Origin of the sequence: Thermomonas carbonis (assembly GCF_014396975.1) — a bacterium.
Classification (GTDB): Bacteria; Pseudomonadota; Gammaproteobacteria; order Xanthomonadales; family Xanthomonadaceae; genus Thermomonas; species Thermomonas carbonis.
The window spans coordinates 1,935,835-1,950,202 of sequence record NZ_CP060719.1 but is presented as its reverse complement, the minus strand read 5'-3'; the positions used below and the strand labels follow the sequence as shown (position 1 = coordinate 1,950,202).

The 14,368-nt window shown below is 68.1% G+C and carries 15 protein-coding genes; 9 read left to right on the top strand and 6 right to left on the bottom strand.

The genetic code is table 11. The features are described from left to right. Nucleotides 1-3 precede the first annotated feature (3 nt). The gene (oxyR, locus tag H9L16_RS08865; protein WP_187551375.1) at nt 4-909 is read left to right on the top strand and encodes a DNA-binding transcriptional regulator OxyR; all 906 of its coding nucleotides are present in this window, start codon (nt 4-6) and stop codon (nt 907-909) included. 11 nt (nt 910-920) lie between these two features. Beyond that, nucleotides 921-1,586: a hypothetical protein gene (locus tag H9L16_RS08860; RefSeq protein ID WP_187551374.1), complete on the top strand. Its 666-nt coding sequence runs from the start codon at nt 921-923 to the stop codon at nt 1,584-1,586. Here H9L16_RS08860 and msrA read toward each other — a convergent pair whose 3' ends face one another. From msrA to H9L16_RS08845, 3 genes are all read right to left on the bottom strand, one after another. Beyond that, on the bottom strand, nt 1,587-2,237 hold the full coding sequence (gene msrA / locus H9L16_RS08855) for a peptide-methionine (S)-S-oxide reductase MsrA (RefSeq protein ID WP_187551373.1): 651 nt from the start codon (nt 2,235-2,237) through the stop codon (nt 1,587-1,589). A 68-nt stretch (nt 2,238-2,305) separates the two neighbouring features. After that, nucleotides 2,306-4,486, bottom strand: a complete 2,181-nt coding sequence (locus H9L16_RS08850) for a sensor domain-containing diguanylate cyclase (RefSeq protein ID WP_187551372.1) — start codon at nt 4,484-4,486, stop codon at nt 2,306-2,308. Next, nucleotides 4,483-4,749 carry a putative signal transducing protein gene (locus H9L16_RS08845; RefSeq protein WP_187551371.1) on the bottom strand — a complete coding sequence of 89 codons (267 nt, stop codon included), beginning with the start codon at nt 4,747-4,749 and terminating at the stop codon, nt 4,483-4,485. Before H9L16_RS08845 ends, H9L16_RS08850 begins: the two co-directional genes overlap by 4 nt. 105 nt (nt 4,750-4,854) lie before the next feature. Between H9L16_RS08845 and H9L16_RS08840 the strand changes: the two genes are divergently transcribed. The 4 genes from H9L16_RS08840 (at nt 4,855) to H9L16_RS08825 (ending at nt 9,390) form a co-directional block, all read left to right on the top strand. Continuing rightward, on the top strand, nt 4,855-6,603 hold the full coding sequence (locus H9L16_RS08840; protein WP_187551370.1) for a glutamine--tRNA ligase/YqeY domain fusion protein: 1,749 nt from the start codon (nt 4,855-4,857) through the stop codon (nt 6,601-6,603). Further along, nucleotides 6,603-7,178 (top strand): nucleoside deaminase, encoded by a 576-nt coding sequence (locus H9L16_RS08835; RefSeq protein WP_187551369.1) that lies wholly within the window; start codon nt 6,603-6,605, stop codon nt 7,176-7,178. Before H9L16_RS08840 ends, H9L16_RS08835 begins: the two co-directional genes overlap by 1 nt. Continuing rightward, nucleotides 7,174-8,220, top strand: coding sequence for a 23S rRNA (cytidine(2498)-2'-O)-methyltransferase RlmM (gene rlmM, locus H9L16_RS08830; protein WP_187554121.1), 1,047 nt, complete (start codon nt 7,174-7,176; stop codon nt 8,218-8,220). The genes H9L16_RS08835 and rlmM overlap by 5 nt, the downstream gene beginning before the upstream one ends. A 78-nt stretch (nt 8,221-8,298) precedes the next feature. Continuing rightward, nucleotides 8,299-9,390: a Gfo/Idh/MocA family protein gene (locus H9L16_RS08825; RefSeq protein ID WP_425507188.1), complete on the top strand. Its 1,092-nt coding sequence runs from the start codon at nt 8,299-8,301 to the stop codon at nt 9,388-9,390. 6 nt (nt 9,391-9,396) lie between these two features. Here the strand turns inward: H9L16_RS08825 and H9L16_RS08820 are convergent, their stop codons facing one another. Both H9L16_RS08820 and ubiH read right to left on the bottom strand, forming a co-directional pair. Beyond that, complete coding sequence (locus tag H9L16_RS08820) at nt 9,397-10,599, bottom strand: FAD-dependent oxidoreductase (protein WP_187551367.1); 1,203 nt, start codon at nt 10,597-10,599, stop codon at nt 9,397-9,399. Further along, nucleotides 10,596-11,828, bottom strand: coding sequence for a 2-octaprenyl-6-methoxyphenyl hydroxylase (ubiH, locus tag H9L16_RS08815; RefSeq protein WP_187551366.1), 1,233 nt, complete (start codon nt 11,826-11,828; stop codon nt 10,596-10,598). Before ubiH ends, H9L16_RS08820 begins: the two co-directional genes overlap by 4 nt. 44 nt (nt 11,829-11,872) lie before the next feature. Between ubiH and H9L16_RS08810 the strand changes: the two genes are divergently transcribed. The 3 genes from H9L16_RS08810 to H9L16_RS08800 are packed head-to-tail and all read left to right on the top strand — an operon-like array spanning nt 11,873 to nt 13,949. Next, a complete protein-coding gene (locus H9L16_RS08810) occupies nt 11,873-12,442 on the top strand; it encodes a DUF6580 family putative transport protein (protein WP_223158131.1) in 570 nt (189 codons plus the stop codon). An 18-nt stretch (nt 12,443-12,460) separates the two neighbouring features. Beyond that, nucleotides 12,461-13,012 (top strand): cob(I)yrinic acid a,c-diamide adenosyltransferase, encoded by a 552-nt coding sequence (locus H9L16_RS08805; RefSeq protein ID WP_187551365.1) that lies wholly within the window; start codon nt 12,461-12,463, stop codon nt 13,010-13,012. 25 nt (nt 13,013-13,037) lie between these two features. Beyond that, complete coding sequence (locus H9L16_RS08800; RefSeq protein WP_187551364.1) at nt 13,038-13,949, top strand: histone deacetylase family protein; 912 nt, start codon at nt 13,038-13,040, stop codon at nt 13,947-13,949. A gap of 10 nt (nt 13,950-13,959) precedes the next feature. Here the strand turns inward: H9L16_RS08800 and msrB are convergent, their stop codons facing one another. After that, the gene (msrB, locus tag H9L16_RS08795; RefSeq protein ID WP_187551363.1) at nt 13,960-14,358 is read right to left on the bottom strand and encodes a peptide-methionine (R)-S-oxide reductase MsrB; all 399 of its coding nucleotides are present in this window, start codon (nt 14,356-14,358) and stop codon (nt 13,960-13,962) included. Between the last annotated feature and the right edge of the window lie 10 nt (nt 14,359-14,368).

The following is a 14,368-nucleotide window of genomic DNA, read 5'->3' as shown; positions in this document are numbered from 1 at the left end:
CGCATGAACCTGCGCGACCTGAAATACCTGATTGCGTTGGCCGACCTGCGCCATTTCGGCAAGGCCGCGGATGCCTGCTTCGTCAGCCAGCCGACCCTGTCCACCCAGGTTCGCAAGCTGGAGGAAGAACTCGGCGTGACCCTGGTCGAACGCGCGCCGCGCAAGGTCATGCTCACCCCGACCGGACAGGACGTAGTCCAGCGCGCGCGCCGGATCGTGGCCGACGTGGATCAGATGCGCGAAGCCGCGCGCCGCAGCAAGGATCCGGAATCGGGCTCGTTGCGACTCGGCGTGTTCCCGACGTTGGGACCGTATCTGTTGCCGCACGTGGTGCCGCAACTGCGCGAGCGTTTCCCGCAACTGGAACTGCTGCTGGTGGAGGAAAAAAGCGACGTGCTGCTGCAGCGCCTGCGCGAAGGCCGGCTGGATGCTGCTTTGCTCGCCCTGCCCGTGCATGACGAGCAGTTGCACACTGAATTCCTGTTCGATGAACCCTTCGTGCTGGCCGCGCCGCGGGGGCATGGACTGGCATCGCGCACGTCGCTCGGCATCGACGAACTCTCCGATGAAACCCTGCTGCTGCTGGAAGATGGCCACTGCCTGCGCGACCAGGCGCTGGACGTGTGCCGACTCTCCGGCGCACAGGAGAAATCCGGATTCCGTGCCACCAGCCTGGAAACCTTGAGGCAGATGGTCGCCGCCGGCGTCGGCGTGACCCTGTTGCCGGCGCTGTCCGTGCATGCGCCCATCGTCCAGCCCGCCAACATTCGCCTGGTGAAATTCGACAAGCCCGCACCGAGCCGGCGCATTGGCCTGGTGTGGCGCAAGTCGTCGGCGATGGAAGCGTTCCTGCAGCAGTTGGCCGGCACGATAGGCACGCTGGCCCGCGCGCAGCTACAGGTCGACTGAGCGTCACGCCGATGGCATTGCCGCTGCGCTGGATCGTGATCGCGGTGCTGGGCTGCCTGCTGCTTGGCTGGTGGTTGTCGAATCCCGCACCGACCTTGCCGATCCCGGACAACACGAGGATCGCCGATATCACTCGCGCGGACACCAGCGCATGTCCGTTGCCGCCACTGGTCGCGCGCGGTGCTGCGCCGCTGCAAAGTGAAATCCCGTCGGCGATGCCGGCGCTGTCGATGGAAGGCGCGACCTTGCAGCCGTTGGCCGGTTTCAGCATCGAAGCGCGCGTGCTCGGCCGCGAGGACTATCGCATCGGCCGCGAAGCCGAGTTCTCGCCCACCGACCTCGCATTGGGCTGGGGCCGGATGACCGAGGACGCCGTGCTCGCGCAGCTGAAGATCAGCCAAGGCGGCCGTTGGTACCGCTACAGCTGGAAACACGAGCCGCCGATCCCGCTGGGCGAGATCATCCGCAGCAGCGCCAACATGCACATGCTCCCCGCCGATGACAGGGTGGCTGCAGCCTTGGGCGATGTCGAAGCCGGCGAACGGGTGCGCATCGACGGCTGGCTGGTCCAGGTCAATTCACCGGATGGCTGGCGCTGGCGCAGCTCGCTCACCCGCGAGGACAGCGGCGGGGGAGCCTGCGAGGTGGTCTACGTCTGTTCGATCACCCGCCAGTGATCAAGCGCGCGTGCCGATCGCGCAACTCACGCCGGTGCCACCCAGCCCGCAATAACCCATCGGATTCTTCGACAGGTATTGCTGGTGTTCGTCCTCGGCGTAGAAGAACGCTGGCGCCGGGCACAGGATCTCGGTGGTGATCTCGCCCAGGCACGCCTCGACAAGCCGACTCTGGTAGGCGTCGCGGCTGGCGATGGCCGCATCGGACTGCGCCTGCGTGGTGCAGTAGATCGCGGAGCGATATTGAGTGCCGAGATCATTGCCCTGGCGCATGCCCTGGGTGGGGTCGTGGCTTTCCCAGAACGTCTTCAGCAAGGCATCGAACGACACCTGCGCCGGGTCGTACACCACCAGCACCACTTCCGCGTGGCCGGTCTCGCCGGAACACACTTCGCGATACGTCGGATTCGGGGTGATGCCGCCTGCATAGCCCACCGCGGTGGTGAACACCCCGGGCAGCGTCCAGAACTTGCGCTCGGCACCCCAGAAGCAGCCCATGCCGAACTGCACCGACTGCCTTCCCGCGAACTCGCCCGCGATGGGATTTCCGTTCACGTGGTGGACGTTGCGCACCGGCATCGGCGTGTCGCGCCCCGGCAACGCCCGTGATGGATCGACCATCCGCTGCTTGAAACCGCCTATGCCCAGCATCGCCTTGCTCCTGCGTGGATTGGGTTGCTGGATGGCGGCGGATCGCCCGCTTTGCAACCCACGCGAGGTCATTGCACGTAAGCGGGCGCAACACAGACACGATTGCGGCCTTCGCGCTTGGCCCGGTACAGCGCCTTGTCGGCGCGCGCCAGCAGCTTTTCCGGATCGTCGCCCTCGCGCAGCACGGCCATGCCGATGCTGATGGTGAAGCGCAGCGTTTCGCCTTGCCAGTCCACCTCTGCGTCCTCCACCGCCTGGCGCAGGCGATCACCGACCAGCCGCGCGGAGGCGGCATCCTGGCCCGGCAACAACACCAAAAATTCCTCGCCGCCGTAGCGCCCGAACACGTCCTGCGGCCGCAATTCCGCACGCAGCGTGGCGGCCACCTTGCGCAGGCATTCGTCGCCGCAGGGATGGCCGTAGGTGTCGTTGATCCGCTTGAACCAGTCCAGGTCGATGAACAACACGCCCAGCGGTTTGTGGTTGCCGGCCAGCTTGCATTCGCGCGCGGCCAGCTGATCCAGCGTGCGCCGGTTGAAACCGCCGGTGAGCGCGTCGCGCTCCGCCGTGCGCCGCAACAGGAACGCGGCATGGGCCGCATCCGCCTGTTCCACCGTGGTCCGCGCCATCTGCACCAGCGCGTCCTTGTCTTCCGCGGCCAGCATGCGCCGAACCGGCAAGACCAACGCCGCCCAGGCGGGAGCCTGCACGCGCAGCGGCACGATCAGATAGTTGCCCTCGCCCGGGTCGTCGCTGCGACGACCAGCGGTGAGGCGCACCTCGACCGGCTCGCGGTTGCGCGCATGGTCGCGGACCAGCGCGCGTGCGGCCTGCACGGCGCGCGCCGTCGTCGTGGTCTTGGCGGTGGCCTGGACGAACAGCTTGCCGTCGCCGAGGTAGTCGTCGCCCAGCACCAGCGCGTCCTCGGTGCCCAGCAGTTCGCCGGCATGCGTGCCGAGCAGGCGGAAGGCGGCATGGGCGATGCGATCCTCCGGCACCTCGCGCATGACCTGCTGCAGCGACTGGGTGAGCCGGGTGCGGGCCTGTTCGTGGCGCAGGCGGGTTTCGCTGTCGCGGCGCGCGCTGGTTTCGTCGTCCAGTTGTCGGCGCACCGAACCGATCCGGCTGCTCAGGCCGACAAACAGCACCAGCGAAAACAGCACCAGCACCACCTGGTAGCCGTGGCGAACCAGCATGCCGTCCACCAGCACGCCGCGGTTCATCGCCATGTGCGCGACCGCGGCCAGCAACAGCGCGACCAGCAGGATCGCCGCGGCGAATGCCATCGGAATCCCGCGACGCGCGCCATCCAGCATCGCCCAGATGCCGGCGGGCGCGGACAGCATCCAGGCCAGCGGCGCGGCGACCTGCAGCGCGGCATGCGCCGACGGCATCGGCAGGAACGCCAGCACGATCGGTAACGCGACCAGCGGCAGCAGCATCGGCAGACGCCGCACCTGCCGTGAACGCGACGCGCCGGCATCGACGAACTGCAGCACCAGCCACAGGCCGCAGAGGTTGAACAGCAGCACCGCCAGCCAGAATCCGCGCATGCCCATCGCCGCCATCGCGTCCATGCCGGGCAGCGCGTAGAGGTGACCTTGCAACACGGCCATGAACACCAGCGCCATCAGGGTGTAGGCGGCGTGGGCCAGGAACAGCACGTCGCGGACTGCCCAGTACAGCGCCAGCGATGCGATCAACAGCGTGGCCCAGGCGGCGTACAGCGCGCTGGCGAAGACCATCTCGCGTGCGGTCAGCCGCAGCGCACCGTCGATGGCCATGACCCGCGGCGTCGGCGCAGCCTGCATCGCGGAGTGAAGCGCCAGTTGAAACTGCTGCGCGCCGACCAAGCCTTCCGGCAGCACCACCGCATACCCCGCAGGCGCGAAGCCGTCGTCCGGCTTCGGCGCGAAGAACCCGTCCGGCGTGCTGGCCCAGGGCTGGCCGTGCGCGTCCTTGCCGCTCAACTGCAGGGATTGCAGCGGCTCACGCGGCAGCCACAGCAAGCGCGGGCCATTGCTCGATGCCGGCAGGTCGAAGTCCAAGGTCGCCTGCAGCGGGATGCCGGTGCCGGGGGCAGCGACGATCCTGCTGTCGGTCGTCGTGCCGTCACCCGCAGTGACGCGCACCGCCACTTCGCCGGGCATCGGCGCGTCGGCCTTGACCAGCCAGGCCAAGGCCAGTCCCAGCACCGCCAGCGCGCCGAGCAGGGCCAGCATCGGCAGCAGCCGGTTGACCACGGTCATCCGGCGGTTTCCTCGCCCGTCGCATCGTCGGCATCCGTGTCGTCGTCCGCGATACCGCCGAAGTTCAAGTCATCGACCAGCGCCCGGGCCTCGGTCCACGCGGCATCCGGTACCAGCACCGCGACCAGGCCGAACACGCCCAGGTCGCCCATACCGCCGATCAGTGCCTCGCCGCGGACGAAGGCGGGGATGCCTTCGGCCTCCAGCGCCTGGCGGACCAGGTGGGCATCGATCAGGTTCGCGGCGTCGTAGACAGTGCGCATGGATCCCCCGTGAAGGGACATGCAAAGCCCGTGCCAAATGCCCGCAAACCCCGATCTGGCTGGCCTCCGCTACACTAGCGCGCTGTTCCGCAAGTGCGATTCCACGTGTCCCAGACCCCTCCCAGCACCGCCGCCGACGCCGCCCCGGCCAGGACCGACTTCATCCGCCAGATCGTTCGAGAGGACCTGGCCAGCGGCAAGCACGCGGCGATCAAGACCCGCTTCCCGCCCGAGCCCAACGGCTATCTGCACATCGGCCATGCCAAGGCGATCTGCCTGGACTTCGGCGTGGCCGCGGAGTTCGGCGGCAGCTGCAACCTGCGCCTGGACGACACCAACCCCGCTCGCGAAGACCCCGAGTACGTCCGCGCCATCCAGGACGACGTGCGCTGGCTCGGCTTCGACTGGGCCAACCTGCGCCATGCCTCGGACTATTTCGGCGTGTACTACCTGGCCGCGCTGAAGCTGATCCGCCAGGGCGATGCCTTCGTCTGCGACCTGAGCGCCGAGGAAGTTCGCGACTATCGCGGCAGCCTGATCGAGCCCGGCCGCAATTCGCCGTACCGCGAGCGCAGCGTGGAGGAGAACCTGGACCTGTTCACCCGCATGCGCGCTGGCGAGTTCGCCGATGGCACGCGCACGCTGCGGGCGAAGATCGACATGGCCAGCGGCAACATCAACCTGCGCGACCCGGCGCTGTACCGGATCAAGCACGTCGAGCACCAGAACACCGGCGGCGAATGGCCGATCTACCCGATGTACGACTTCGCGCATGCGCTGGGCGACGCCGTCGAGGGCATCACCCATTCGCTGTGCACGCTTGAGTTCGAGGACCACCGCCCGCTGTACGACTGGTGCGTGGACCGGGTCGACCTGGCCGGCAATCCCGACCTGCTGGAACCGCTGGTGGCGCAGGACCTGCCGAAGGAAGCCGGCAAGCCGCGGCAGATCGAGTTCTCGCGGCTCAACTTCAACTACCTCGTCATGAGCAAGCGCAAGCTGCTGGCGATGGTCGAAGACAAGCTGGTCGATGGCTGGGACGATCCGCGCATGCCGACGCTGCAGGGCATCCGTCGCCGCGGCTACACGCCGTCTGCGCTGCGCTTGATGGTCGACCGCGTCGGCATCAGCAAGCAGAACTCGCTGCTCGACATCTCGATCCTCGAAGGCGCGCTGCGCGATGATCTCGATGCGCATGCGCCGCGGCGGATGGCAGTGATCGATCCGCTGAAGATCGTGCTGACCAACCTGCCGGACGATCATGAAGAATCGCTGACCTTCTCCAATCATCCGAAAGATCCAGATCAGGGCGAGCGCCGCATCCCGTTTTCGCGCGAGTTGTGGATCGAGCGCGAGGACTTCGAGGAGGTCCCTCCGCCGGGCTTCAAGCGCCTGACCGTGGGCGGCGACGTGCGCCTGCGTGGTGCCGGCATCCTGCATTGCGATGCCGCGATCAAGGATGCCGACGGTCGCATCATCGAGCTGCACTGCACGCTGGATCCGGAATCGCGTCCCGGCATGGAAGGCGCCAACCGCAAGGTCAAGGGCACCATCCATTGGGTCAGTGCGAAGCACGCGGTGACCACCGAGATCCGCCTGTACGACCGCCTGTTCATCGTGCCGAACCCGGATATCGACGAAGGCGGCAAGACCTACCGCGACTACCTCAATCCGGCGTCACGCAAGGTCGTGACCGGTTATGTGGAACCGGCCGCAGCAGACTGCGCGCCCGAGCAGGGCTTCCAGTTCGAACGCCTCGGTTATTTCGTCGCCGATCGCTACGACCACGTCGCCGGCACGCCGGTGTTCAATCGCAGCGTGACCCTGCGCGACACCTGGGCGAGCAAGGCCTGATGCTGTACGCGCAAGTCCATCTGACCTTGCCGGCGTGGGTGCACGAACACGTCGATACCGCGCGCGCCTACGCAAGCGATGCGGAAAAGGTCGCGCTGGCGATCGCGTTGTCGCAGCGAAATGTCGAGGCCGCTTCCGGCGGCCCGTTCGGTGCGGCCGTGTTCGGGCCGGACGAGCGCATCATCGCGGTCGGCGTGAACCGCGTGGTGCCGCACGCCTGCTCGGTCGCACACGCCGAAATGATGGCCTACATGCTCGCGCAGGGCCGCACCCAGCGCTTGCGCCTGAACCGCGACGCAGACGACAACGCGATAGGCCCGATCACCCTGGCCACGTCCTCGCAGCCGTGCTGCCAGTGCTACGGCGCGACCGTCTGGGCCGGCATCGACCGCCTGCTGATCGGCGCGCGCGCCGAGGACGTGATGGCGCTGACCGAATTCGATGAAGGCCCGCTGCCGGCGGACTGGGTTGGCGAATTGAACGCTCGCGGCATCGAGGTCGTGCGCGACATCGAACGCGACGCCGCGTGCGCGGTGCTCAAGGCGTATGGCGAACTGGGTGGACAGCGTTATTGACGGCTTGCTTTGCTACTGCCGCGCCGGGTTCGAGCCCGAACTCGCCGCCGAACTGACCGAGCGCGCCGCGCAGGCCGGATTCGCCGGCTACGCGCGCACCGAGCGCAACAGCGGTTACGTGGTCTTCGTCTGCGAAGAGGCGGATGACATGGCCAGCGCCTTGCCGTGGTCGACGCTGGTGTTCGCCCGGCAGAAGCTGCGCCTGTTCGCCGATCTCGCCGGGCTGGATCCGCGCGACCGCATCAGCCCGATCCAGGCAGCGTTGCCGGAGGACATCCGCTTCGGCGAACTGCTGATGGAGCACCCGGATTCCGATGCCGGCAAGCCGATGTCGGGCTTGGCGCGCAGCTTGGGCAATGCCCTGCGCCCGGCGCTGCGCAAGGCCGGCACACTCACGAAAGAAGACAACCCGCGGCTGCTGCGCCTGCATGCCTGCATGCTGGATGGCGACCATGCGCTGCTGGCCAGCGGCGACCCGGAAGACAGCGCACCGTGGCCGCTCGGTATCCCGCGGTTGCGCATGCATGCGGATGCGCCCTCACGTTCCGCGCTGAAGCTGGAAGAAGCCTTGCTGGTGCTGCTGGACGAGGATGAACGCAAGCGCCTGCTACGCGACGGCATGCGCGCCGCCGACCTGGGTGCCGCACCGGGCGGATGGACCTGGGTGCTGACCCGCCAAGGCCTGCGCGTGCAGGCGATCGACAACGGCCCGTTGCGGCAGAACGTGCTGGACAACGGCCTGGTCGAACACCTGCGCGCGGACGGCTTCAACTGGCAGCCGCAACAACCACTGGACTGGATGGTCTGCGACATGGTGGAACAGCCGCGCCGCGTCGCCGAACGCATGGCCACGTGGTTCCGCGAAGGCTGGTGCCGCCACGCGATCTTCAACCTCAAGCTGCCGATGAAGAAGCGCTGGCAGGAAACGCAGCTGTGCCTGCAATTGTTCGCGGCACAGGCGGAAAAACCGCTCACCATTCGCGCGAAGCAGCTGTATCACGACCGCGAAGAGATCACGGTGTTCGCCACGCCAGCGAAGTAGCAGCGGGACAAGCCACCCACGCCATCAGGACGCGCCAGGCCGATGATGAAGCTCACCCGCCGACACCTGCTTTCCGCAATGTCCGCTGTCGGCATCGCCAGCGTCCTGCCGGGCTGCGCTCCGATGCATTCGCGCCAACCACACGTCCCCGGCCGCAAGGACTCGATCGGCGTGGCACTGGTCGGACTGGGCTACTACGCAACAGAGCTACTCGCACCCGCATTGCAGCTAACGAAGCATTGCCATCTCGCCGGCATCGCCACCGGTTCGCCGGGCAAGATCCCTGCTTGGCAACAACGGCACGGCATCCCCGACCGCAACATCTACAGCTACGACGACTTCGACAGGATCGCCGATAACCCGGCGATCGACGCCGTCTACATCGTCACGCCCAACGACCTGCACAAGCCGCTGACCCTGCGTGCTGCAGCTGCCGGCAAGCATGTGTGGTGCGAGAAGCCCATGGCAATGAATGCCGTGGAAGCCGAGGCCATGGTCGACGCCTGCCGCCGCAACAAGGTGCAGCTGACCATCGGCTATCGCCTGCAGCACGACCCCCTCACCCGCCGGCTGATCGCGATGGCGCGCGAGCGGCCGTACGGTTCACTGCTGAAACTGCGGGCCGATGCCGGTTTCCACGCCTACGACGACGTCGACCCTGCGAACAAGCCGTGGCGGCTGCTGCCGCAACACGGCGGCGGCGCGATGTTCGACATGGGCGTGTACGCACTCAATGCCGCGCGCTACGCCAGCGGCCGCGAACCGATCGCGGTGAGCGCGCGCCAGGAAATCCGCCGCCCGCACCTGTTCCAGGGTGTGGACGAAACCATGCGTTTCACTCTGGAATTCGCCGATGGCCTGGTGGCCGAATGCACTACCAGCTTCGGCGAGAACCTGAACCTGTTGCGCGCCGACTGCGAACGCGGCTGGTACGAACTCTCGCCCTTCCAGACCTATGACGGACTGAAGGGGCGCACCAGCGACGGCATCCTCCTGGCGGGCAACGGAACTGCGCCCTACCAGCAGGCGCTGCAGATGGACAACGACGCGCTGGCATTGCTGCGCGGCACCGCGCCGCTGGTGCCGGGCGAGGAAGGCGTGCGCGACATGCGCGTGGTGGACGCGGTGCATGCCTCCGCGCGCGCCGGCGGCCTGCGGATCGTGCTGTAAAGGGATCTACACGCCTGCCGCGTGTCGCCACAGGGCGCGCGCCAGCGGCGGCAGCTTTCCGGCAAGCCCCAGCGCATGTCCACGCAGCAACGTCGGCAGCAATGCGTCGTTGCTGTAGACGCGGTTGATCGTCTCGAATGCATGCGCATTGACCGCGTTCTCGCTGCGCCTTTCGCGCGCCCAGCGCGCCAGTCGCGACGGCGATGCGATGTCGCCGCCACGCGCCTTCGCCGCACGCACGTGATCCCGCAACGCGGCGACATCGCGCAGGCCCAGGTTCACGCCCTGCCCGGCCAGCGGGTGTACCACGTGCGCGGCATCGCCGAGCAACAACACGCGCCCGGCGACATGCGTCTCCGCCAATTGCCGGCGCAGCGGGAAGGCCGCGCGCGCGGACTGCAGGCGGAAGCCCCCAAGCTCGCCACCGAATGCGGCAGCCAACGCCGCTTCGAACTGCGCCGGCTCGGCATCACGCAGGTGTTGCGCCTCCGCGTCCGGCAAGGTCCACACGATCGATCCCAGGCGGCCGTGCAACTCTTCATCGCCATCGTCGTTGAACGGCAGCAATGCGACCGGGCCCGTGGTCAGGAAGCGCTGCCAGCAAGTGTCGCGATGCGGCCGTTCGCTGGCGACGAACGCGACCACGCCCTGCTGCTGGTAGTCATGCCGGGTGGTGCCGATACCGGCCAGCGTGCGCAACGCGGACTGGCCGCCATCCGCGGCAATCGCGAGTTTGGCCTCCAGCACCAAGCCATCATCGAGGCCGACGCGCACACCCGTTTCCTCCTGCTGCAGCGTCTCGATCCGCGCCGGACAATGCAGGCGCACGCCCGCCGCTGGCAGCAGGCGCCACAGCGCATCGACGAGGGCATCGTTCTCGATGATCCAGCCCAGCTGCGGCTGGCCGAGGGTGTCGGCATCGAAGGCGAGTGCGTCGCCCCCGCCGGCATCCCACACATGCATCCGCCGATACGGCTGCACGCGTGTGGCGAGCACGCCCGCCCACGCACCAAGCTCGGCGAACAACGCCGCGTTGTCGGGCGCGAAGGCATAGACGCGCAGGTCGCGAATGTCGCGCTGCCACGCAGGCGGCTGGCGTGGTTCCACCAGCGCGACCTGCAGGCCTTCGCGCGCCAGCATCAGTGCCGTGGCCGCACCGACCACGCCGCCGCCGGCGACCACCACGTCGAGCGCGCCGCGCCTGCTCATGCGCCCACCTTGCGGCACAACGCCGGCACGTCGCCGCGATAGCCCATCGCGCCACCCACCAACAAGCCTTGCAACCAGCCCATCGCATCGCCGGCCAGCAAGCCGGCGCTGCGCAACGGCCGCAGCAACGGCGCGTCGTTCGATGTCAGTTTCGCCAGCCCATCGGAGAACGCCAGCGTGCGCGTGCGATCGTCGGCGCGTCGCGCGGCATGCGACCGCAACACCGCGTCATCCCCCGCATCGCCGGGGTGTGCGGCGATGCATTCGGCCAGGGTCAGCGCATCGCGCAGACCGAGATTGAAGCCTTGCGCGCCGAGCGGATGCAGGGTCTGCGCGGCATTGCCGACCAGCACCGCGCGCGGCGCGACCAGAGCATCGGCCACGCAGCCGATGATGGGATAGGCGCTGCGCGGCCCGACGGAGAGGAAGCGGCCCGCGCGCCAACCAAATGCGTCCTGCACGCGGGCGAGAAACGCGGCATCGTCCATGGCCGCGACCGCATCGGCTTCGTCTGCGGCAACGCCATGCACCAGACCGTAGTGACCATCGCCACGCGGCAAGAGTGCGGTCGGACCGCTCGACGTCAAGCGCTCGTAAGCGGTGCCATCCGGCGGCCGCTGCGCGCGCAACCGCGCGACCAGCAAGGTCTGCCGATAGTCGTGTTCGCGCGCGTGGATGCCGAGTGCGTCGCGTACGCCGCTGCGCGTGCCATCGGCGGCGACCAGCAGGCGCGTGGCGATGTCGCGCTCACCATCGCCATCGGCGATGCGCACGTGGCGCACGCCATCGCGTTCATCGCCCAAGCCGACGAACCGCGTCGGGCGATAACGCGTGAGATGCCGCAAGGTTGCCAGCCGCGCTTCGAGTGCTTCGCCGAAGTCGCGGGCGACGACGACGCGGCCGAATTCCTCGCGCCCATGCGCGCCGGCCTCCAATCGAATGCGACCAAAGTCGCCGGCGCGGCTGGCGTGAATGCGACGGATAGTGCCGGTCGGCGCGCGCAGCAAGGGCAGCACGCCGAGTGCTTCGAGCGCATTCACGGTGGCCTCGGCAAAGCTGAGGTTGCGCTGGTCGAAGACTGCCGGCAGCGCGCCAGCGGGCGTGGATTCGACCAGACCGACATCCAGTTGCAATGCGTCCAGCGCGATGGCCAGGCTGGCACCGACCAGTCCGCCGCCGATGATCAGCACGTCGTGCGGGGTTGTGGCATCGCGGTCGGTGTTCGGCATTGCGTTATGCTAACGGCTCCGTTGTATGCATACCCGAGACACCGATGAACAGCCACGCCCCAACGCCTGCCGCCGGCCCGCTGATGCTGGCCGCGCTGATCTTCGTCGCCGCGCTGACCCGGGTGATCCCGCATCCGCCGAACTTCTCGCCGATCGAGGCGGTGGCCCTGTTCGGTGGCGCGTATTTCGCCAAGCGCCACTGGGCGCTGCTGGTGCCGCTGCTGGCGATGTTCGCGTCCGACCTGGTACTGGGCCTGCTCAATGGCGGCATCTACTGGGGCTATTTCGCCAGCGCGGGCTATCTGCTGGTGTACGCCTGCATCGCCCTGTCCACCGTGCTGGGCTTCGGCCTGCGCGGCAAGGTCGGTGCCGGCCGCGTGCTGGCGTATTCGCTGGCCGGCTCGATGCTGTTCTTCGTGATCACCAATTTCGGCGTGTGGGTGTCCGGCTCGATGTATCCGAAGACGGCGGCGGGCCTGGTGTCGGCCTACGTTGCCGGCGTTCCGTTCTTCCAGTGGACGGTGCTCGGCACCCTGTTCTATTCGGCGCTGCTGTTCGGCGGCTTCGAGCTGATGCGCCAGCGCCTGCCGGCGCTGCGTCCGCAGACGGTCTGATCCCGTACCCGATCGCCCATGGGCAATCGCCTCAGCAAGATCTATACGAAGACCGGGGACGACGGCACGACCGGCCTCGGCGACGGCAGCCGCGTGGCGAAAGACTCCGCGCGAGTCATCGCCTACGGCACCGTCGACGAAGCCAATTCCTGCATCGGCCTGCTGCTCGCCGGCAACATGCCCGACGACGTGCGCGAGCTGCTGGTGCGCATCCAGCACCAGTTGTTCGACCTCGGCGGCGAGCTGTGCATCCCCGGCCATGCGGCGATCTTCGATGCCGATGTGGAGGCGCTGGAAGCCCGCCTCGACCACTACAACGACGACCTGCCGGCGCTGAAGGACTTCATCCTGCCCGGCGGTGGCGAGGCCGCCGCGCGCTGCCACATCGCCCGCACCGTGGTGCGCCGCGCGGAGCGCGACACCGTCACCCTGTCCCGCCACGATGCGGTGCGGCCGCAGGCGATCCGCTACCTCAACCGCCTGTCCGACCTGCTGTTCGTGCTGGCGCGGGTGCTGGCGCGCGCAGACGGGCAAGGGGAAGTTTTGTGGGAACACGCCCGCCGCGGCTAGCGGACGGCCGGGAATCGATCCACTGATGCGCGTCTACACCCACCCGGCCTGCCTTGCCCACGACACCGGCCCCGACCACGCCGAGCGTCCCGCACGATTGACCTCTGTGGTCGACGCGCTCCGCTCCGGGTTGCCGGCGCTCGACTGGCACGAAGCGCCCCGCGCGACACGCGGTCAGCTGTTGCGCGCGCACACCCCCGAGCTGCTCGATGCGGTGCTGGAAACCCATCCGACGCAGCGGATCCTGCTGGATCCGGACACCGTGCTGTCGCCGGCCTCCGCCGAGGCCGCGTTGCGGGCCGCCGGCGCGGCCGTGGCCGCAGTGGATGCCGTGCTGGCCGGCAAGACCATGCGCGCGTTCTGCGCGGTGCGCCCGCCCGGCCACCACGCCACCTGCGACGCGGCGATGGGCTTCTGCCTGTTCAACAACATCGCGGTGGCCGCACTGCATGCGCTCGACAGTCACGGGCTGGAGCGGGTGGCGATCGTCGACTTCGACGTCCACCACGGCAATGGCACCCAGGCAATCTTCGAGCGCGATCCGCGCGTGCTGTTCGCCAGTTCGCACCAGTGGCCGCTGTATCCGGAAACCGGCGCACGCAGCGAATCCGGCATCGGCAACATCTTCAACATGCCGTTGCCGATCGAGGCCGAAGGCGTCCTGTTCCGCCGCGCCTGGGACGACGTGCTGCTGCCCGCCGTGCACGACTTCCGCCCGCAGTTGCTGCTGGTCTCCGCCGGGTTCGATGCGCACTGGCGCGACCCGCTGGCCCAGCTCCGACTACAGGCCGGCGACTACGAATGGATCACCCGCGAACTTGTGGCACTGGCGAATCGCCATTGCGGCGGGCGCATCGTCTCCAGCCTGGAAGGGGGCTACGACCTGGATGCGCTCGCGGAGTCGTGCGTGGCACACGTCGACGCACTTTGCGCGTGAGCGCGATCGATCAGGCCGGATCGGGCGTGAATGCCAGTGCCGCGGAATTGATGCAATAGCGCAAACCGGTCGGTGCGGGACCATCCGGAAACACGTGGCCCAGGTGCGAATCGCAACGCGCGCAGCGCACTTCGGTGCGGCGCATGCCGTGGGTATCGTCTTCATGCGCGGTCACCGCTTCGGCCGACACCGGCTGCAGGTAGCTGGGCCAGCCGCTGCCGGAATCGTACTTGTCCGCCGAGGCAAACAGCGGCGCGGCACAGGCAGCGCACGCATACACGCCATGGCCCTTGTGGTCCCAGTACTTGCCGGTGAACGGGGGCTCGGTGGCCGAGCAACGACACACTGCGTATTGCTGCGGGTCAAGCCGCTCGCGCCATTCGGCATCGGTGGTCGGCAGGTCGTTCATCGCACGCTTC